Source organism: Halarcobacter sp. (genome assembly GCF_963675975.1).
Lineage (GTDB): Bacteria > Campylobacterota > Campylobacteria > Campylobacterales > Arcobacteraceae > Halarcobacter.
Map to the genome: position 1 here is coordinate 299,317 of NZ_OY780939.1, position 22,145 is coordinate 321,461.

18 protein-coding genes are annotated in these 22,145 nt (G+C 28.5%); 2 read left to right on the plus strand and 16 right to left on the minus strand.

The features are described 5' to 3' along the window. Nucleotides 1-2: 2 nt before the first annotated feature. From ACKU3H_RS01460 to ACKU3H_RS01495, 8 genes are all read right to left on the minus strand, one after another. Entirely contained in the window at nt 3-3,488 is a 3,486-nt protein-coding gene (locus tag ACKU3H_RS01460; protein WP_320035204.1) for an acyl-[ACP]--phospholipid O-acyltransferase, read from the minus strand. A 75-nt stretch (nt 3,489-3,563) separates the two neighbouring features. Further along, nucleotides 3,564-4,466, minus strand: coding sequence for an EamA family transporter RarD (gene rarD, locus ACKU3H_RS01465; RefSeq protein ID WP_320035205.1), 903 nt, complete (start codon nt 4,464-4,466; stop codon nt 3,564-3,566). 65 nt (nt 4,467-4,531) lie between these two features. Beyond that, nucleotides 4,532-4,762, minus strand: a complete 231-nt coding sequence (locus ACKU3H_RS01470) for a thioredoxin family protein (RefSeq protein ID WP_320035206.1) — start codon at nt 4,760-4,762, stop codon at nt 4,532-4,534. Nucleotides 4,763-4,775: 13 nt separating this feature from the next. Continuing rightward, entirely contained in the window at nt 4,776-5,735 is a 960-nt protein-coding gene (locus tag ACKU3H_RS01475; RefSeq protein WP_320035207.1) for a permease, read from the minus strand. 1 nt (nt 5,736) lies between these two features. Next, nucleotides 5,737-6,141, minus strand: a complete 405-nt coding sequence (locus tag ACKU3H_RS01480) for an arsenate reductase ArsC (protein WP_320035208.1) — start codon at nt 6,139-6,141, stop codon at nt 5,737-5,739. A 14-nt stretch (nt 6,142-6,155) separates the two neighbouring features. Beyond that, nucleotides 6,156-7,409, minus strand: a complete 1,254-nt coding sequence (locus ACKU3H_RS01485) for an arsenic transporter (RefSeq protein ID WP_320035209.1) — start codon at nt 7,407-7,409, stop codon at nt 6,156-6,158. Nucleotides 7,410-7,476: 67 nt separating this feature from the next. Next, the gene (locus tag ACKU3H_RS01490; protein WP_320035210.1) at nt 7,477-7,830 is read right to left on the minus strand and encodes a gamma-glutamylcyclotransferase family protein; all 354 of its coding nucleotides are present in this window, start codon (nt 7,828-7,830) and stop codon (nt 7,477-7,479) included. Continuing rightward, nucleotides 7,827-8,138: a metalloregulator ArsR/SmtB family transcription factor gene (locus ACKU3H_RS01495; protein ID WP_320035211.1), complete on the minus strand. Its 312-nt coding sequence runs from the start codon at nt 8,136-8,138 to the stop codon at nt 7,827-7,829. Before ACKU3H_RS01495 ends, ACKU3H_RS01490 begins: the two co-directional genes overlap by 4 nt. A 129-nt stretch (nt 8,139-8,267) precedes the next feature. Here ACKU3H_RS01495 and ACKU3H_RS01500 point away from each other — a divergent pair, with 129 nt between their 5' ends. Further along, the gene (locus tag ACKU3H_RS01500; RefSeq protein ID WP_320035212.1) at nt 8,268-8,816 is read left to right on the plus strand and encodes a pyridoxamine 5'-phosphate oxidase family protein; all 549 of its coding nucleotides are present in this window, start codon (nt 8,268-8,270) and stop codon (nt 8,814-8,816) included. A gap of 18 nt (nt 8,817-8,834) precedes the next feature. On the opposite strand, the gene tkt is transcribed toward ACKU3H_RS01500, so the two are convergent. The 6 genes from tkt to ACKU3H_RS01530 all read right to left on the minus strand — a co-directional run bounded on the left by tkt (nt 8,835) and on the right by ACKU3H_RS01530 (nt 18,296). After that, nucleotides 8,835-10,745, minus strand: coding sequence for a transketolase (tkt, locus tag ACKU3H_RS01505; protein ID WP_320035213.1), 1,911 nt, complete (start codon nt 10,743-10,745; stop codon nt 8,835-8,837). A 130-nt stretch (nt 10,746-10,875) separates the two neighbouring features. Beyond that, a complete protein-coding gene (locus tag ACKU3H_RS01510) occupies nt 10,876-11,631 on the minus strand; it encodes a WG repeat-containing protein (RefSeq protein ID WP_320035214.1) in 756 nt (251 codons plus the stop codon). 11 nt (nt 11,632-11,642) lie between these two features. Further along, nucleotides 11,643-12,983 (minus strand): ankyrin repeat domain-containing protein, encoded by a 1,341-nt coding sequence (locus ACKU3H_RS01515; RefSeq protein WP_320035215.1) that lies wholly within the window; start codon nt 12,981-12,983, stop codon nt 11,643-11,645. 21 nt (nt 12,984-13,004) lie between these two features. Continuing rightward, entirely contained in the window at nt 13,005-14,345 is a 1,341-nt protein-coding gene (locus ACKU3H_RS01520; RefSeq protein WP_320035216.1) for an HlyD family type I secretion periplasmic adaptor subunit, read from the minus strand. A gap of 1 nt (nt 14,346) precedes the next feature. Then, the gene (locus tag ACKU3H_RS01525; protein ID WP_320035217.1) at nt 14,347-16,506 is read right to left on the minus strand and encodes a type I secretion system permease/ATPase; all 2,160 of its coding nucleotides are present in this window, start codon (nt 16,504-16,506) and stop codon (nt 14,347-14,349) included. A 14-nt stretch (nt 16,507-16,520) separates the two neighbouring features. Further along, on the minus strand, nt 16,521-18,296 hold the full coding sequence (locus tag ACKU3H_RS01530) for a TolC family protein (protein ID WP_320035218.1): 1,776 nt from the start codon (nt 18,294-18,296) through the stop codon (nt 16,521-16,523). A gap of 137 nt (nt 18,297-18,433) precedes the next feature. On the opposite strand from ACKU3H_RS01530, the gene ACKU3H_RS01535 reads away from it, so the two are divergent. Next, entirely contained in the window at nt 18,434-19,129 is a 696-nt protein-coding gene (locus ACKU3H_RS01535; RefSeq protein WP_320035219.1) for a response regulator transcription factor, read from the plus strand. On the opposite strand, the gene ACKU3H_RS01540 is transcribed toward ACKU3H_RS01535, so the two are convergent. Beyond that, nucleotides 19,126-19,932 carry a HAMP domain-containing sensor histidine kinase gene (locus ACKU3H_RS01540; protein WP_320035220.1) on the minus strand — a complete coding sequence of 269 codons (807 nt, stop codon included), beginning with the start codon at nt 19,930-19,932 and terminating at the stop codon, nt 19,126-19,128. The genes ACKU3H_RS01535 and ACKU3H_RS01540 overlap by 4 nt on opposite strands. Nucleotides 19,933-19,983: 51 nt before the next feature. Further along, entirely contained in the window at nt 19,984-21,957 is a 1,974-nt protein-coding gene (locus ACKU3H_RS01545) for a hypothetical protein (RefSeq protein ID WP_320035221.1), read from the minus strand. Between the last annotated feature and the right edge of the window lie 188 nt (nt 21,958-22,145).

The following is a 22,145-nucleotide window of genomic DNA, read 5'->3' on the forward strand; positions in this document are numbered from 1 at the left end:
TCCTATCTACACAAATCAGATGCAACTTTTTTTGCTTTACTAAAATCACTTTTTCCACTACCTAATTTAGGTACCTCATCAACTATTTTATATGAACTTGGAATCATTAAATTATTGTCAAAATCTTCTTTTATAGCTTTTTTAAGTATTTCAAGCTTTTCTTCACTTATATGTGAAATGAGTGCAATAATTTTTTCACCTTTTTTTTCATCACTAATAGAAGTTACAATAATATCTGTTTCATCCTCTTCTAATAAAGCTTTTATTTTCTCTTCAACTAATCCTAAACTTATCATCTCTCCTCCAAGTTTTGCAAATCTTGAATACCTATCTACAATAGTTAAAAAGCCATCATTGTCAAGTTTTCCTTTATCTCCAGTTATATAATATTTTCTACCATTTTTTTCAAGGATTACCTCATCTGTTTTTTTCTTATCTTTTAGATAGCCTTTCATAACTTGAACACCAGATATTAAAATCATCCCCTCCTCATTTGTTTTAAGTTCTTTAAAAGTACTAGGGTCTACAATTTTTATTTTTGTACCAGGAAGAGGCATACCTACAGTTCCAATTTTATTTCCTAATTGAAAACTTCCATCTGGATTTTCTACATCAGGTAAATTACAACAAGCAACAGGAGTGGTTTCAGTTGTACCAAAACCTTCTAAAATCTGTTTATCAAATCTTTTTTCAAAATCAACTCTTACCTTCTGTGAAAGTTTTTCTGCTCCTGCTACAACTAATCTTAGGGATTGAAACATCTCTTTTGTAACTTTTGGATTCTTTGCATATAATCTAAAAAAAGTAGAAGTACCTAATATGATTGTTCCTTTATATTTTTGAACTAATTTACCAATTGCAAAACCATCAGTAGGGTCTGGATGAGATATACATAAAATTCCCTCAATCAAAGGTAGAAACATAGTTACAACTGTTCCAAAAGCATGAAATAAAGGTAAAGATCCAACTATAACATCATTTTCACTTGCATTTATAACTGCAGCAATTTGTTTTGAATTTCCTATTATATTTCCATGGGTTAATTCTATACCCTTTGGTACCCCCTCACTTCCACTACTAAACATAATAAGTGCTGTTGAATCTTTACTAATATTTTTAAGATGTATTGCTTTTAAAAGCATAGTTGGAAAGATAACTACACTCAATAATGTGATTAAACCTTTTGGTTTTGTTATCTCTTTTTTTATATCTTCAATATAAATCACTTCATTTAAATTAAGAAGTTCATCAATCTTAACGCCCTTTTCTATAAGTTTTTCAACAAATTTCTTTGATGTGATTATTGTTTTGATTTCTGCTTTTTCTACACTTGAAATAAGTGTTTGCATAGAAGAGGTAAAATTTAGATTCACAGCAACTTTTCCCAACATTAAAATTGAAGTATTGATAAAAGCTCCCCCTACACTAGCAGGTATTAATAAACCTATATTCTCACCTTTTATTTTTCTTTTTAATAAATTTTTAAAAAGTATTGCTGCTGTTAAAAACTTATATCCACTTAGTTCTATTCCAGTAGTATCTGCAAATATTTTTTTAGATTTTACATCTGCTTTTAATCTTTCAAAAATTGCTTCAGGTATAGTTTTAAAACTATTTGAATATTCAAGCCATGAATTTGAAGAAAGCTCTTTTATGGTTTGTTTAACTCTATACGCACTTGCTTTATTCTTTTTTATAGGTTTTGAAAAATGTATTGATACGGCTCTTGTTCTTCCAGTTTTTTTATATTTTTTATTTGCTCTACTAAACATGGATTCCCATAAACCTCTAATATAAAATGCAACAACAGGAATATCCTCTTTTGTTTGTTTTAAAATAAGTTCAAATCCTTTTTTAAACTCACCTAAATGCCCACTTCTTGTAATGCCTCCTTCAGGAAAAAGTACCACAATATCTCCAGCATCTAAACTTTTAGCTATAGTTTTTATTGTTTCTTTACTTGAAGAGTTAGAAATAGGTATAACTTTAAAAAGTTTTAAAAGCCAAGTTAAGTACCATTTTTCATATATTGGTTTATGCATTACAAATCTAATTTGCCTTGGCGAACTCATAAATACTATAGCCCAATCTATCCAAGATACATGGTTTCCTAAAAGTAATACTCCACCTGAGGATGGTATATTATTTAAACCTTTTACACTAAGTTTATATTTAAATCCAACAATTAATTTTACAAAAAACAGAATCAAAGATTGAGGCAAATGATAAATTGTAAACCCCATCCCAACAATTGTGATGATAAGTATTAGATAAAGAGTATTTAAAGGATCAAGGTTATTAAAAGAAACAAAAGTTGTAATACATAACATTATAAACATTGACAAAGAATGAAACCAATTATTCCCAGCTAATATTGTTCCTAGATTTTTTCTTTTTGCATTAAATTGTATTAAAGCATTCAAAGGCACAACAAATAAGCCCCCAAATATACCAAAAACTAAAAAACATAATGCCAATAATATAGTACTTTCTACAATAGTTGAAGTATAAATCATAAGAACCATACCCAAAGCAGCGAAGGGAATCGTTCCAACTTCTATATAATGTTTTGAAAGCTTTGAATAGATAATTGAACCTATTGCAATTCCTATACCTGAAGAAGCGATTATTCCATTTATTACAAATACATCAACTATATTTAAATATTGTTTTGCAAAGGATGGATATACAGCCATTAAGCCTTGAGATATGCCCCAAAAAAGTGATAAGCCAATAACTGACATAGCAATTTGTTCATTAGAAAAAATTGTTTTAATATTTTTCTTTAAAAGCTCACCTTTTAGCAATTTGTTTTTATCTAATATAAGTGTTTTATCTTGTTTGTATTTTGTATTTAATTTTTTTAAAATAAAAATTGATATAAACATTTCAAAAAAAGCAATAGGAACTATATAATAAGTTAAAGGTATTATTGCTGTTAGCAACTGCTCTTTACTTGATAATAGATTTAAATTATGAGTATTATAAAATGATTCAAAAATAAATGAACCACTTGCTATTGAAAAAAGTATTGCTATAATAGAGATAGCTTGTAAACTTGCATTTCCTTTTGATAAATTGCTTTTTCCCCAAATATCAATTATGATTCCAAACTTTGCAGGAGAATAAATAGTACTTTGTATTGCTAAAAGCACTAGATTTAACATAGCAAGATAAAAGTTTCCACTAATATAAGATAACACCATTAAACATGAAAGAACAAAAGAAGAGATTGCACCATAAATTAAAATATCTTTTTTGTTATATCTATCTGACAAATATCCACTTAAACTAAAAAGAAGTAAAAAAGGGATTATTATTAATCCATTTATAATAGATATCCAAACAACTTGTTCACTTCCATCAAATATCTTAAAAGCTATATTTTGAAGTAAAATTTTATGCGCAACATCAACAATAACATTACAAAAGACCACAGATAAAAAAGCAAATTTTATTATTGTTATATTACTTAATATCTTTTCCATACCTACACTATTCTCTCTTTTTCAACAATTTACTTGTAAGTATAGAAAAGCTTTATAAAAAAATCAAGTTTATAACTATTTAGATTTTCCTTTGGAACTCTTTTGTAACTTTATTATAGAATCAAATGAAAATATAAATAAGGCAATCCAGATTAAAACAAAAGTGATAAGTTTATCAAGATTAAACTCTTCATTATAAATAAATACTGCCAATAAAAATGATGCTGTTGGACCAATATATTGAAGAAACCCAAGGGTTATCAACTTTATTCTTGTTGCTGCTCCATTGAATAGTAGTAAAGGAATAACAGTCATCAATCCAGCCAAAGTTAGCATAAATGAAATATACCCATCACTGTTTTGAATAAATGATAATTCGCCATTATTAAATAAATATATTAAATAGATAAGTGCAAAAGGTGTCAAAAGTATCACTTCAACAAAAAGTCCCACTTGAGAGCCTACATTTATTTTTTTTCGAAGCACTCCATAAAATGCAAAACTAACTGCAAGAGAAAAAGAAATATATGGAATATGTCCTAATGTAAAGAGTTGATAAACAACTGCACATAAAGCTATAAATATGGCAATATATTGATTTCGTGTAACTCTTTCTTGAAAAAATATAAATCCAAGCAATACATTAACCAAAGGATTAATATAATACCCCAAAGATGTTTCTAAAATCCTGCCATTTCCAATAGCCCAAATAAAAATATACCAGTTTAAAGAGACAAAAAAAGTTGAAGCAAAAAGATACTTAACTTTTCTTTTGTCTTTTAAAGTTAAAAAAAGTGTTTTAATCTCACTTTTGTAAATCAATAAAGGTATTAGTGTAACTACTGAAAATACTATTCTATACATTAGTATTTCAAAAGCATCAACTGAGTCTACCTCTTTAAAATAAATAGGTGAAAGTCCACCCCAAAAAAGAAATGCCAAAATAGCATATATACTACCTAGTTTTTCATTATTCAAAAATATCCTTATAAAAAAGATGATATTTTAGCTAAATAACTAGATTATATTATAGAAAATAATTGCTATTTTAAAAACTCTTCTATCTCTTGTGCTGTTAAGACTTTTCCAGTTGATTTAACCTCTCCATCTATTACCAAACCTGGTGTGCTCATAACACCATATTCCATAATTTTTATCATATCATCTACTTTTTCAACTTGTGCAAAAATACCTTTTTTTGCAATTGCTGCTTTAACATTGTTTGTTAAAGCTTCACATTTTGAACAACCTGTTCCTAAAATCTCTATTTTCATTTTAAATCCTTAATTATAAAATCATATTAAAAACAAATCCCACTAATAAAATTGCAAATCCAACTATTCCAAAAAATATTGAAATCAATTTTATTGATAAAACTCTTTTTAAAATCATTGCTTCTGGTAAACTTAAGGCAACAACTGCCATCATAAAAGATAAAGCAGTTCCTAAAAGCATCCCTTTTGAAGTTAAAACTTCAATCAATGGTAACATTCCTGCTGCACTTGAATACATAGGAATTCCCATAAATACTGCAACTATTGGAGCATACCAAATATCTCCACCTGCATATTTAACTATTAGTTCTGATGGAACATACCCATGAATAAAAGCTCCAATTCCTATACCTATAAAAACATATAAATAAATTTTCTTTAATATATCTAAACTATCTTTCCAAGCCTCTTTTGCTCTATATTTTAGTGAAATATTTTCTTCACTTGATGAAGCACAACATGAAGCTGGTTTTACTTCTAAAAGAATCTCTTTTTCTAAATTTAAAGAACCAATTACTAAACCTGCAATTATTGCTATAAGTAGCGCACAAGCCATATATAAAAGTGTAATTTTTATTCCAAATAAAGAGAATAATAAAGCAATAACTACTGCATCACTTAGTGGTGCTGAAATTAGATATGAAAAAGTAACACCTAAAGGGATTCTTGCTTGTAAAAATCCCAAAAATAAAGGTATTGCACTACATGAGCAAAAAGGGGTAAGTACACCAAAACATGCTGCAAATACATGACCTACAAGTTTATGTTTACCACTTAAATAATCCCTTACTTTTTCAACTGGGAAATAGCTTCTTAAAAAAGTTACTAGGTATATGATTAATACAAGTAATACTAAAATCTTTACAGTATCAAAAATAAAAAAATGTAAAGCTTGAGTTAAATGCTCTTCTTTATCTAATCCCAATAAAGAATAAACAAAAAAATCTACAAACTTTTCCCAATAATAAAACATCTTAAACTCCTAACTCTTCCTTTACTTTAGGAAGTAACACTGTTTCAATCTCTTCATAGGTTTTTATAAAAGCATCAAAACCTTTCCCATCTGGATCTTCAAAACCAACATGGATAACCTTTACAGCTTTTGGAAACATTGGACAAGTTTCATTTGCATGGTCACAAACTGTTACAACTAAATCATAAGGATTAGCTAACACTTTATCTATTGTTTTAGAGTGATACTCCTCTTTCCAAATACCTTTGTCTTCTAAAAGTTTTTTTGCATTTGGATTTACCCTTCCACTAGCTTTTACTCCACTAGAATCAGCACTAATACCTTCTAACTTTGCATTTATAAGTGCTTCTGCGATAATACTTCTACAAGAGTTTCCTGTACATAAAATCAATACTTTCTTTTCCATCTTAAATTATTCCTTTATATTAATGTTAATAAAACTATAAATAGCACTGGTGGAGTAACTATTAAACCAAATTTACTATATTGCCAAAATCCAATCTCTACACCTTTTTTACTTAATACATGAAGCCAAAGAAGTGTAGCTAAAGAACCAAATGGTGTCATCTTTGGTCCAAGATTACATCCAATAATATTTGCATAAGCCAAAGCTTCATTTGGTATATCTTTTAAAGCTATATCCATAACCATAACTGTTGGCATATTATTCATGATTGCACTTAATATTGCAGATATGAATCCCGTACCAAGGATTGCAATAGCATCTCCTTTTTGAACTAAATCGTTTAATATAAGAGTTAAATAATCAGTTAATCCTGCATTTTTTAAACCATATACAACTATATAAAGTCCTATACTAAACCATACAACTTGCCAAGGTGCAGTTTTAATTGTAAGCCAAGCTTTAGCACTTTTCATATAACTAGCTATTGCTAAAAATATAACTCCTCCACCTAAAGCAAATACTGAAACAGGAAGATTATACATATCACCAATAAAGTAACCTAAAATTAGTAAAGCTAAAAATATCCAAGAGAATTTAAATAATGTTTTGTTTTTTAACACTTCATCTGGATTTTTTAGTAAAGTAATATCAACAGTTGTTGGAATATCTTTTCTCAAAATTAACCATAAAACTATAATAGAAACTATTGTACTTACAATATAAGGTACAAGCATATTTGCTAAATACTGTGCAAATCCTATATTAAAATAGTTTGCTGTTACAATGTTTGTAAGGTTTGAGAAAACAAAAGGTAAAGATGCACTATCACTTATAAATCCACCTGCAAGTAAAAAAGCTAAGATAGTTTTTGCATTTAGTTTTAAAATCTTCATTTTGGCTAATAAAATTGGAGTTAAAATTAAAGCTGCTCCATCATTTGCAAAAAGTGCTGACACAAATGACCCCAATAATAAAGAGTAAACAAACATCTTATGTCCATCACCACGTGAGAGTTTTGCCATTTTTATTGAACACCATTCAAAGAAACCAATCTCATCTAAAACCATAGAAAGAATAATAATACCTATAAATGCTAAAGTAGCATCCCAAACTATTTCGGTAACTATTAATACATCATCTAAAGATACAACTCCAGCTAATAATGCAACAATTGCTCCTAATACTGCAGTTGTACCTATTTGTAAATTTTTAGGTTGCCAAATTACAAATATAAGTGTAATTATAAATATTGAACTTGCTAAAAACATTTTTCTCCTTAATTCAATACATCAAGATATATTGATATATTTTATAAAAAAAAGAGTAACTCTTTGGTTACTCTTCTAACATCTCTTCAACTTCAGCTTTCAAAGCATAGATAAAAGTATCAACTTCTAACTCATCATACCTTTCAACTGTCACAGGGGTTCTTACAAACTCTAAGCCCTCAAACTCATCTAAATAATCCCAATGATTTATAAGATTACTTGAATAAAACAGATATCCATGAACTGTATCAATAGGTTCATCTAATCTAATTCCAGGATATCCCATACCTGCACTCCATCCTGCATCTACAAGTCGTCCTTTAACTGTAGCAGGAACAAATTTTCCAACTATATTTTCCAAAACATGTCCATTTGGACAGTTTGGCATCAGTGTTCCATAAACAAATAATGTTTCTGTCATTTTGCCTCACAAACTTTTTTTAAATTTGGTAAATCAATATCTAAAGTCATAATCTCTTTTATGCTTGCTTGTCTAAATTCATCTAAAGGGCTTCTAATAGAATAATAAGCCCATCGACCTACTCTGTCAACTCTTAAAAAACCACCCTCTTTTAAAATCTTTAGATGTCTAGAAAGTCGTGATTGTATCATATCAAAAGAGTTTTCTAAATCACATACACAACATTTACCATGAATATTAATAAACTTAAGTAGCTTTACTCTTGTTTCATCATTTAATGCTGAAACAGATTTTAGAAAAATATCCATAAATCTCCTTTAAAATACAATCATAATTTGAAGTATATCAAAATATAATTAATATATCAAGATATCTTGATATATTAATGTAATCATTTGTTAATCATTTTTTTATATAATTTATTAAAAAGAGAAATGATGGGTAAAATTACAGATAAATTAAGTAAAAAAGATATTAACTTTATAAAAGAACAAAAAATGTTTTTTGTTGCAACTGCTCCTAAAAAAGGAAAAATCAATATTTCACCAAAAGGTCTAGATAAAACTTTTAAAGTAATTGATGATAACACCGTACTTTGGTTAAACTATTTTGGAAGTGGAAATGAAACATCTGCACATCTACTTGAAGATGATAGAATGACTTTAATGTTTTGTGCATTTGAAGGTAAAGCAAATATTTTAAGACTATATTGTAAAGCAAAGGCAATACAAGAAAAAGACAAAAAGTGGGATAAATATATCTCTTATTTTCCAGATACAAATGGTGCTAGACAAATATTTAAAATAAAAATACTAAATGTAAATAATTCTTGTGGACTAGGTGTTCCATTGTATGAGTTTGTAGACCAAAGGGAAGATTTAAAAAAATATTATAAGAAAACAACAAAAAAAGAGCAAATTGAATATATGAAGAAAAAAAATCAAATAAGTTTTGATGGAAAACCAACAAAACTATTTGAAGATTAAGTTAGAGAAAACTCTAACTTATATATCTTTTTTGATTTTTTCTACTAAAGCCTCTTTAGTAAATCCAAAATGTTTAAAAAGTTCACCAGCTGGAGCTGATGCACCAAAAGTATCCATACCATAAACTACATCTGCATATTTATAATATTCCATACCTCTAGCAGCTTCTACAGCAAATACTTTTGTATTTGGTTTAATAATAGTATCAACATACTCTTTATCTTGCTCAACTAAAAGGTCAAAACAAGGAACAGAAACAACATTTGCTTTAATTCCCTCTTTATCTAAGTCACAAGCAGTTTGTAATGCTAACATCACTTCACTACCACTTGCCATAATAGTAACAGTTGCACCATCTCTTTCTTTTAATAGATATCCACCATTTGATACATCACCAAATGCTTTCTCATCTTTTAATACTTCAAGGTTTTGTCTTGAACAAACAAATGCTGTTGGTGCATTCATTTTAAGAGCAACTTTCCAAGAATCAACATTTTCTGTTGCATCAGCAGGTCTAAATGTATAGAAGTTTGGTAATGCTCTAAATTGTGATAAATGCTCAATTGGTTGGTGAGTTGGTCCATCTTCTCCAACACCAATTGAATCGTGAGTCCATACAAAATGTTGTGGAATTGAAGCTAAAGCTGCAATTCTTGCACTTGGTTTTAAATAATCTGAGAATACAAAGAATGTAGCAGAGAATACTCTAAATAATCCATAAAGATTCATTGCATTTGTCATTGCTGCCATTGCATGTTCTTTAATACCAAAGTGAATGTTTCTTCCATTTGGGAAATCACCCATTCCAGCTAATTCAGTTTTATTTGAAGGAGCCAAGTCAGCACTTCCACCTAAAAACCCAGGAATTGCTTTTGCAATTGCATTTAAGATTTTATGGTTTGAACTTCTTGTTGCAACAGAACTTCCAACTTCAAATTCTGGATAAACAATTGAATCAAAATCAGGGTTTTGTAATTGTTTGATTTTTTCTTTTGTTTCGGCACTTAATGATTCTTCCCAAGCATTTTCTGCTTCAACACCTTTGATAAGTTTGTCAAATGCACCTTTAATATCATAAGGAACTACAAATTTTTCATCTGGATTAAATCCAGCTTTGATTTTTGATTCTCTAATCTCTTCATCACCTAATGGAGCTCCATGTGTATGATGACTTCCTTCTAATGTTGCAGCACCTTTACCAATAGAAGTTGTTGCAATAATAAGTACAGGTTTATCACTTTGTTTTGCAGTAACAATAGCTTTATCAATTTGATCAAAATTGTGTCCATCTACTTCTAATACTTCAAAGTTAATAGCAGTAAATCTTTTCTTTACATTTTCACTCCAAGCAATTGATGTATCACCTTCAATTGTAATTGAGTTTGAATCGTAAATTACTACAAGATTATCTAAACCTAAATGTCCAGCAGTCGCACAAGCTTCATAAGAGATACCCTCTTGTAAATCTCCATCTCCACAAAGACAATATACATTATGATTAATAACATCTTTACCTAAAGTATTTTGTGCGTATTTTGATGCCATAGCAAAACCAACTGCATTTGCAATACCTTGACCTAATGGACCTGTTGTAATCTCTACACCATGTGTATGACCATATTCTGGGTGACCAGGAGTTTTTGAGTTAAATTGTCTAAACTCTCTCATATCTGGTAAGCTAACATCAAATCCCCATAAATGAAGTAAAGAGTAAACTAATCCTGTAGCATGACCCCCACTAAACACTAATCTATCTCTGTTTAGCCATTTATCATTTGCAGGGTTTAAGTTTAAGTGAGCACTTAATACTGTAGCTATATCAGCCATCCCCATTGGTGCACCAGGGTGTCCTGAATTTGCTTCTTGAACCATATCAGCAGCTAAAAATCTAATAGTATCAGCTTGCTTTTGAAGTAATTGTTTTGACATAATATTCCTATGATTGATGATTTATCGTAATATAAAATTTTGCGATTATAACTAAAAAGTATTAAAGAGTTTTTTAAGTGAAGAGTATATTAAAAATTTGGAAGAGAAGAAGTGAGTTAAAACTCACTTCTTAAAAGTCAAGACCTTCATCAAAAGTCTTTCTTTCAATCTCTTCTCCAGCTAGATTTATATATGTAAATAAACCATCAGTTTTTTGCACTTTAGCTAAACCATTAGAAAAGTCTTTTGCAAACTTATATTGTGGTTTTACAACTAAATTACAACGTGTATCCATAAATCCCCATAGATTATCTTTTTTAACTCTCATTCTTTTTTCATTTGAAAGAAAAATCATATCATAATCTAAAGGTGCTATAAGTTCCATGTTTGTATTTAAGCAACCATATTGAATTCTATCATTTTTCATAAAATTCTTAACAACAATAGCTTCATCAATTGGATTTCTCACATCATCATAAATTGGTTTTAGTACAACTTCTAAATCTTCATTGATAAGCCCATATTTACCATCAACTTCAACTTTTGCAAAACCATTAACAAATTGTCCTATTGAATCAAAAATCACCTTTAATTTTAAATTTCCTTCATCATCAACAATTCCATATTTATTATCAATATTTTTTACTATAGAATATCTTTGTCCATCTATATGTAACCAATGAAGGTTCACATAGTGAGGATGTTTATAATTGTTTGTAGAGATTGTATCAAGTTTTCCCATTTTTTTATAAACTGGTTTTACTTGAACCTCTCCACTCTCATTTAATATCCCATCCTTATCTCCTACAGTTACAACAGTTGTATTTTTTTGGGCACAACCTGTTATCAATGCAATAAGTGCTATCCCTGCTAAATATTTTTTCATAAAGGATCCTTTTAATTCATTATTTTATTAATTCTAAACTCAACTCTTCTTGATTGAACTTTGTCTTCTACACCGTTTTCATCATAGATCAAATCATCATAAGCCATACCATGGTAAGAATAAACTTTCTCTAGCCATGAACTATTCGCTTTAACTTCTATATCATTTGTCATATTTTGAGTGTATTCAAAAACTTGTTTTGCTCTATTTTCAGAAAGAGCTTTATTTTTTGAATATCTTTCTTCATCACTTTTTGCAGTTCTAAATTCTGAAGATGTATGACCCTCAACTCTAACTGCTGCAATTTGATCTACATATCTATCTAAAACTTTTAAATATCTAGGAAAAAAGTTATCTAAGATTTCTGTATATTTTGTTCTTAATTCACTGCTTCCTCTTTTAAATAATACAGTTGGATCTTTAAATCTAAATACTAATCCATTTTTATCTAATTCTGCATTCCAAGGTCCAAAGTCTGGTCCAAATTCTGTCATTAAAGCTTCATATAAACCTTCAATATATTCATCTTTTGGTTCCTCTTTTGTAAGTTTTATATCACTAAGATTTGCAGTTGCAATAGCTTTATCAATATCATTTGTACCGATTGCAGTAACTAAATAATCTGCTCCACTTTTAAGAGGTTTATTAAGTTTTGCACAATAAGTTTTTTCATCAATTTGGGCTTTAAAAGGTCCCATTGGTTTTACAGAATCTTCAGAATCTTCAGCAAGTGTTACATCAATATTAGTTGCCACTCCTGTTGGAATATTTCCACAAATTTTATTATCTACATCATCATAATATTCTAATGTAATAGATAGTTTTTGACATAAAAGTGTAGTATCTTGAGTTTGTAACATCATAGCAATATATAAATCATTGTTTTTTGATGCATTATGTAAAGGAGTCATTTCATGTTTATCATGAACATTTCTCTCTGCTCCGTTACAAATCAAAAATCTTGACATTGCATTTGTACTATTTCTTGTAGAATCTATAAGTGGTGTATCTCCAAATTTATCGGTATTATTAATACTAGCTCCACTTGCAAACAGTTTTTCTGCAATATCTAATTGATTAAGTCTTGCAGCTAAATGTAATGGTGTATATCCATATTTATCTTGTGTATTTACTTTTACACCTTTTGAGATTAATTCATCTACTAATGATTTATCTTTAGCTCTAACTGCATCATGTAATGCAAGTTCATTTATAAAATCATTTTGAGTAGCTTTTTCTACCTCTACACTAGTATTTTCCATCTTATTTACAGTTTCTGTTTTTTGAGAACATCCAATTAATGCAAATAATGTAATAAAGCTAATAAATAGCACTTTTTTCAAATTTTTCATCTTAACTCCCTTCTTCTTTGTTTAACGTTCATGTAACGAATTTTGTTTTATTTTAAGTATTGGTTTTAGGATAAAATCCATAATTGTCTTTTCCCCTGTAACAATATCAACACTTGCAATCATACCTGGAATAATTGGTAGTTTTTCACCATCTTTTTCCAAATAATTTTTCTTTGTTCTTACAACAACTTTATAGTAACTTTTCCCTTCTTTACTCTCTTTATCGATAATACTATCTGCAGAAATCTCTACAATTTGGCCCTCTAAACCTCCATATATAGCAAAATCATATGCCGTAATTTTCACTATTGCTTTTTGTTTTGGATTAATAAATGCAATATCTCTTGGATCTATTTTTGCTTCTACTAATAAAATATCACTGTTTGGAACTATATCAATTAAATCTTGTCCTGATTTTACAACTCCACCAATAGTATTCATATAAATCTCTTTAATAATTCCATCTACAGGTGATTTTATAACTGTTTTTTTAACTTTATCACTATCTGAAACTTTTCTAGCTTGTGCTTTATTTAATTCAACTAAAATTCTTTGATACTCTTTTGATGCTTCTGTTCTAAAACCTCTTATTTTTTCAGAAATTTTATTTTCAGCTTCAGTAATAGCAAATCTTGACCTTGGCATAGATAATTCAGCAGATCTTAGATCACCTTTAAGCTGCTGATATTCTTTTTCAATATTGATTAAATCTACTCTTGATTTAGCCCCAGATTGCACTAAATTTTTTATAGTTTTTCTTTGAAGTTGAACAAGTTCTAAACTTTTTTCCAATTGTTCTTTTTTGGCTTTTATCTCTTCTAACTCTTGTTTTTTTTGATTTAATTGAGATTTTAAAACTTGTACTGAACTTTTTAATTCTTGAACTCTATTTGTAAAAAGTGTACTTTCAGAATCTATATATTCACCTGCAGTCTCTTTTACTCTTTTGCTGTAGTTCAGTTTTGGGACAGGTCTATTTACATCTATTTCTGATTCAACTTTTAATCTCTCAAGCATAGCCATCCATTGGCTAATACCCTCTTGATTTTCTTCCAGTGTAGCTTGATATCTTGTTGTATCAATTTTTACTAAAGGTTGTCCTATTTTAACATGTTCACCATTTTTTACTAAAATCTCTTCTATTTCACCACCATCATAAGATTGTATTTTTTGAATCTTATTTGTTGGAATAACTTTACCTTGTCCCCTTGCTAACTCATCAATCATCGCAAAATTAGCCCAGATAATTGCAAATAAAAAAAATCCCATAATTACAAAGAATACTAAATCAATTTTAGATTTAGGTTTATCATTTGCTTGTCCATATAAAGAATGGACAAAATTTACATCTTCATTTCTCACTTTATCCCTTTATATTCTTTGCAAATATCTCTTCTTTTTTACCATCTGCAGCAATTTGCCCATCATCTAATACAATAACCCTGTCAACTAATGATAAAATTGATACTTTATGTGTAATCAATATCAAAGTTTTATCTTCAATAATTTTAGACATTTTATTAATAAATGCTTTTTCTGTTTGTCTATCCATAGAGTTTGTAGGTTCATCTAAGATTAATATATTTGGATTAGAAATAAGTGCTCTAGCTAAAGCTACAGATTGAATTTCCCCTCCACTTAAACCTTCTCCTCTTTCTCCTACAATTAAATCGTATCCCGATTCATGTTTTGATAAAAAATCATGAACCCCTGCAATCATTGAGGCTCTTAAAATCTCTTCATCAGTTGCAAAGGGCTCACCAATTGTTATATTATCTTTAATACTTCCCATAAATAAAAATGGCTCTTGAGGTACTACTCCAATAGCTCTTCGTAAATCAACTGGGTCGATTTGTCTAACATCAGTTTTATCAACCAATACTGAACCACTACTTGGAACATATAAGTTTTGAAGTAACTTAATTAATGTTGATTTACCTGAACCAATTTTCCCTAAAATTGCAACTTTTTCACCCTCTTTTATATTAAGATTGATACTTTTTAAAGCATTGAAATTTTGTGTTTTATAAGAGAAAACTACATCTTTAAATTCTATATCTCCTCTTAAATCAGGTCTACTTAGATAAGTTTTATTTTCTCTTTCAACTTGCATATTCATAATTTCATCAATATTTTTTAAAGCTAAAATTGTTCTATCAAATCTTATTATCATCCCAACAACTTGTGAAATTGGAGCAATTACTCTTCCATTTAAAATCATAGAAGCAATTATTCCCCCCATTGTCATTTCACCTTCACTTGCTAAATATACTCCACCAATCACAATTGCTATGTTAGAGAATTGTGAAATAAAAGTAGTCATAAATGTTGCTATTTGAGATAAGAATTGAGATTTTTCATTATGATAAACTGTTTGGTTTATAGATTTATCCCAGTGAGTTTTCATTCTATTTTGGCCACGTACACTTTTTATAATATCTAATCCTGCAACTGTTTCATTTAATGTTGTATGTTTTATCTGATCTTCTTTACTTGAAGCTTCTACAGTTTTTTTAATAGGTTTTTTCATAAACCAAGAGAAGAACAATGATAAAAACACTGATACAACTGTTACCCAACCCAAAGGTCCACCAATATAAAAGATTATTGATACAAATATAAAAATAAAAGGAATATCCACTAAAGTAGTAATAGTTGCAGAAGCAAAGAATTCCCTAACTGACTCAAAAGATTGTAATCTATTTACAAACATACCAGTTGAAGCAGGTCTCTCTTCTAATCTTAGATTTAGTAATTGATCAAATATCGCATTACTCATTACTACATCAGCTCTTTTACTAGCTTTTCCTAAATAATACGACCTTATTAATTTTAATAAAAGATCAAATACCATTACAAAAAATATACCAATAGCTAAAGCCCATAGAGTATCAATGGCATTATTAGGAAGTACCCTATCATATACATTCATTGTAAATAATGGCGTAGCTATTACAAAAAGATTTATAAAAATAGATGCAAAAACAATTCTAAGATAAATATCTTTGTTTCTTTTTATTGCATCCCAAAACCATTTTTTTGATTTAGGGATAATAATACTGCTACTTACTCTATTTTCAAAATTATATTCTGGTTTAATAATTAAAGCTTTGCCTACATATTGGCTTTGTAAAGCATCAAGCTTCATATTAATCTGACCATCACTAAGTCCTGGTATTATAACTATTGCTTCATTTTTTTCAACATCATAATCAAGTAAAACTGCAGATCTATTTTTATCTGTAATTAATACAACAGGTAAGGCTAACTTAGATATATCTTGTATCTTTTCTCTTGAAACAAATTTAGAGATTAAACCTATTTTTTTTGATGATATCATAAAAGTATCCACATCCATGACTGTTTCATGTAAAGCCATACCATAAATTAATGACTCTTTAGATGTGGCTCGTTGATAATATTTAGCTAAGAAAAGTAAACACTCTAAAAGAGTATCTACTTTTCTTCTTTCTTGTAATATCCCAACTTTTTCATCAATTTGATTAACCTCTTGATTAGACAAAAATTTTCCTTATTTTAATTTATACTTTTGTATTTTTCTAAAAGTTTTTTATGTTTATCCATATAATCAACATATACTTTTAAATCAATACCTTTATTATCTAAATCTGTTATTGCTTGATTTGCTTCACTTAAACTATCAAAACTTCCATATAACACTTTAGTACCTAAACTCATATTGTAAGTATACAAAGATTTATTGTTTAACAAGTTATATTTTTGTTTAAATGATTTAATATTTTCAATTTTATTATCTAAAGTAGCCATATTTATTGTATATCTACCATCTGGAAGAGTAATAACTTTTTTATTATTTTCTTTTTTATCCGCAGCTGGTTCAGCAGTAGTATTAATTAACTTATTAATTTCTGCATCTAAGCTACTAGTTTCAACACCTAACTCATTTAATAAATCTTCATCTATTTGTTCATCTTGCTGATTTTTAGGTTTTTTCATTGGGTTGATATATTCTTTTGATACATAAGCTTTACAAACTTGATCACCAGATTTTAAGATTGTTTCACTCAACATACCTGTTTTTTCTAATAAATCAAAATATTTTGCATACATATCCATTTCTTGTTCTAATGTACTAATTTCTGATCTATAAAGTTCTGATTCTGCATCAAGAATATCTATAAATGTTCTTGTTCCATCTTGTAGTTGTTTTAAATAAACATCTCTAATATCTGTATTATCTTTAACATACTTTTTTAGATTTTCAACTCTTTGTTTTGTAATAAAATAAGAGTTATATGCAGTTGTTACTTCTTCTTCAACTTCATTTACTATATTATCTAAAACTTTTTGTTGTTCTTGAAGAAATAATTTTTCTCTTTGTGTTGCATGGTAAGTTTTACCACCTTCAAAAATATTCCAATCTAAGATTAATCTTGCCCTATTTATATCTTGTCTACCATTTTCTGCTTCTTCTAAATCATTATCCCATGTTGATTGCCATTGAAATCTCAATGTTGGTAAATAATTTGCAGATGCCTGTTCAAGATTTTCTCTTTGTTCTTTTATTTTTTCTATTTGCTCTAATATCTTAAAATTCTTTTTATCAGCAATTTCAAGAACTTTTTGTAATGTATTTGGAATTGCAGATTCATTAATTGCTGGTCTACAAATATTTCCATCAGTTTGTCTTTGCGTATATTTAATATATTGATTTAAAGCCTGATCTTGTAATTGTTTTTGCTCTAAATATCTATCTGTAATATAATGCTTTTTAGAATTAACTTGGTAACTTTCTAAAATCTCACCACTTATTGATTCTTTCTCTTTTGCAATAGTTAAATAATCATCATGAAGTTTCAAGTTATTTTCTGAAAGATTCATTAATTCTTGATACATCACTAAATCCATATAACTATCAATAGCTCCCCTTAGAATCTCTTCTACTCTTTGAGTACTTCTATATTTATTACCAAAATAGATATGCTTATACTCTTCAACTTCACTTGGGGTAACCCCTCCATCATATATAATTTGATCAACAGTAATTGAAGCATTCCATCCATCTTTATCTTCTGTAGTTGGATCTGCTGCTTGATCATCTCTGTTATATCTAGTTTTAGAATCTTCTAGAAACCCTGAGAAATTAATTGTTGGATAATAATCACCTTTTTCTTCATCAACATATTTTTTGTATGCATCTTTATTGAACTTCTCTGATAAAATATCAGGATTTGCATCTATAGTTTGTTCTATAACGTCTTTTAAACTAGTCGCGCACAATGAAGAGGTCAATAAAGTAGCTGCTACCATGCTAATAATATACGTTTTCATAACAACCCTTTTTTATGATATATATTAATTTTACATAAAAGTTTCTAAAAGTTTCTTGTAAAAATATACTTTCTTAATTATTTTATTATTTTTTCAGATTAAATTAACTAAAATTAATATAAAAATAAAGATTACTTATGAATATTGACTATCTTAAATTTTTGAAAACTTTAAATATTTTATATGTAGAAGATGAAGAAAATATTAGAAGGAACATTGTAAAGACATTGTTATTATTGGTAAATAGTGTTACTACAGCCTCTAATGGAAGAGAAGCATTAAGCTTATTAAAAAATAATCATATAGATATAATTTTAAGTGATATAAGTATGCCTGAGATGTCAGGAATAGAACTCTCTAAAGAGGTAAGAAAAAATAACAAAAATATTCCTATTATATTACTAACTGCACATACAGATACTAATTTTTTACTTGAGGCTACAAGATTAAAACTTATTGATTATATTATTAAACCACTTGATTTTAATCAATTAAAAGAGGCACTAATTAAATCTTCAAATGAGATTTATGATTCTGGAAATTTTTGTATTAATTTTGAAAATAATATCCACTACAATCTATCTAAAAAAAAGCTATATATTGATACTGAAGAGATAAACATCACAGCCAAAGAGATTATTCTTCTTGAATTTTTATATAAAAATAGAAAAAGAGTGGTTCCAACTATCGAAATTAAAAACAATGTTTGGGAAGATGAATATGAGGCTACTGATTCTGCTCTAAAAGGGGTATTAAATAAATTAAGAAAAAAAATAGGAAAAGATTCTATAAAAAATATTTCAGGAATTGGCTACCAACTAAATACCAACTAACTATCTAAACTTTTGGGTACCACAATTATAAATTTTGCTCCTTTATCTCCATTTTTTACAAAAAGTCTTCCATTCATATTATTTTCTATAATCAATTTTGACATAAAAAGACCTACTCCTGTACCATTAGCTTTATTTTTTGTATAAAATGGTTCAAAGATCTTTTGAATTGGTTCAATGCCTATTCCTCCAGCATTATCTTCTATTTCAACAACACTATTTTCATCTTTTTCAGCAATTCTCAAAGTAATTTTAGGCTCTTTTATTCCCCTATTAACTAATTCATCTTTTGCATTTGATAAGATATTTATAATTACTTGTGAATATTCATTTTTAAAACCAGTAATTACAGAATTCTTCATCACAATTATCTCTAACTTTATATTATGTTGCTTTAATGATGAGTTAATTATATTTATAGCCGAACTTATTTGTTCAGTAATTTTAAACTGAACTCTTTTTTTATCTTTTGCAAAAAAATTACGAAAGTCATCAATAGTTTGAGACATATATTTTGTAATATCATTTGATTTATTTATAGCTTCAAGTATTTCTTGGTTGGATAACTTTCCAAAAATTTCTAATTTTGCTTGTAATTCCATTGTTATAGAAGAGAGTTCCATTAAAGGTTGTCTCCATTGATGAGCGATATTTCCTATCATCTCTCCCATAGAAGCCATTCTACTTTGTTGAAAAAGCATTTTATCATTTCTACGATTTCTTTCAATCTCAATAGAAACTTTATTCTTAAGTTCTTTTATCTCTTTTTTTAATCTTAGATTCTCTTCTTCTAGTCTTTTCAAAAACATAAGGCCTTGATATATAAAAGAGGTAAAAACCTCTTTTATTTAAAATTATAGATCTGTATCTATTTGATCTTCTATAAAGATAGAGATATTTGGATTAGTTGAACTTGTATACTCATAGAATTCACCATCTTCTCCATCAATTTGAGTTTTATCTGCTGCTTTATTCCAAGAATCAGAGTCATTAAACTCAATAGAATCTCCATCATTTCCTTTGATAACTAAATCATTGTCACTATCAGTTATATCTACAATATCATCTAAATCTAATTTCAAGTGTTGATCTTCACCATTATCTAAATCAATAACTTCAATATTATCAACTCTTTGCGCAATATCTGCTAAATCAATAGTATCTTCATCATCTAAAGATAAAGTATCATATCCAGTACCCATATCTATATGAGCTGAATCTTTTATTTCATCTCCAAGATTAATTGTGTCATCACCTGAGCCTGTATCAATTTTAGCATTATCTTTTATGTCATCACCAACATTTATAATATCATCACCAGATCCTGTATTGATATTTGCATTATATTTTATATCATCACCTACATTAATTGTATCATTTCCTGCACCAGTATCAATATCTGAATAATAGCTTATATCATCGCCTGCTGAGATTTCATCTTCACCTGATCCAGTTGTAATATCACTTGTTATGTCAAATATTCTACTTATACTTTCATCAGCATCTATATCATCTGATACAGCTTCAACATCTGTGAATTGTGCTGTAGCACCATCAGTTGTTGTTGCAGTTGCAGTAACAGAGATATTAAAGTCTTCTGTATCACTTGGAACTTCCATTATGATATTATCATCACTAATCGAAGTATCAGAATTTGGAACTGTAACTGTCCATGTTCCATCATTATTATCTACTAAAGTATAAACTTCACTACTTAGAGTTGCTCCTGTTGGAACTCCACTAATTAATACAGATAATGTTTCATCAGCACTTACATCAGCTAAAGCAGCACTTATACTTACAATGTATTGATATGATGTAGTAGTTATAGTGTTACAATTAATTCCTGAACCATCACCAAATGCAATACCTTCTATGTTATTAAATGTAAGGACTTTTCCTGTTTCTTTATCAACAATATGTCCATCTAAATTATCATGGAAATGAATATCAGAGAAATAATAATTTGAAGCTGGTTTACTCAAGTATAGTATATCTGTTCCAGCATCTCCATTTATGGCAGGTTGATTATCTCCAATGTTTCCAATAATTGCTATTAAGTCATTTCCACTTCCAGCATTAACATTTGACCCACCTTGCATCTCTCCTTTAACAATAATGATGTCATTTTCTGATGTTCCAATTACATTACCATTTTGTACAATATCACCTTCAAATATAACTTCATTTGTAGTCATATTATATGTATTATTAATTGTATTAGTTACAACCGATGCATTTGAACCATCATATGCATTTGTAGAAGATAAATCAATATCATTTATGTCTCTCGTTGCATTTTGATTACTTTCATTATCATATAAAATTAAATCACCATCACCTAAAGTAGTTAATTCTAAATTGTATTGATCTTGCGCAGGATTATTATTGTTATCTTTTACAAGTTGTACTATTTCATTAGCTTCAACATTACTTTGGTTATTTAGATATGTTATTAATTCCCCTAAGTCCTGAGATGTACTACAAACTTCATTTGTTGTAATTGTTTTTGAGTATTCAACTTCAATATCTGCAACTGGTGTATTTGCATAATCCTCCACAACTAAAGTAAATGTTTTTTCAGTATCTGCTTCTAATGGACAATCTACTGTACCATCTAATTGATCTTTTAAACTCTCTTCAGATGTAGATTTAATACTTAACTCATAACTACCTTCAGCAATTCCAAGTGGTAAAGTTACTGAGATAGAACTTAAATTCCAAGATAATACATCAACTGAGTCATTTGTGCTTGTTGATGTAAATTCATTTGAACCATCAGAGATTATTGTACCTTCTGGTAAATTATCAATTACTAATCTTGCCAAACTTTCTGAGCCATCTAAATCTGTTAATGCAGAAGAAATATTAAATTCTACTGCTTCTCCAGCTTTTGTCGTAAGTTCACTATCACTTGTAACAACTTCACTATATGTTATTTCATGAATTAGATAATCATCACCTTCTGCAAAAGATGAGAATCTAATCTCATCAAACTCTTCACCTGTAGTTGTTT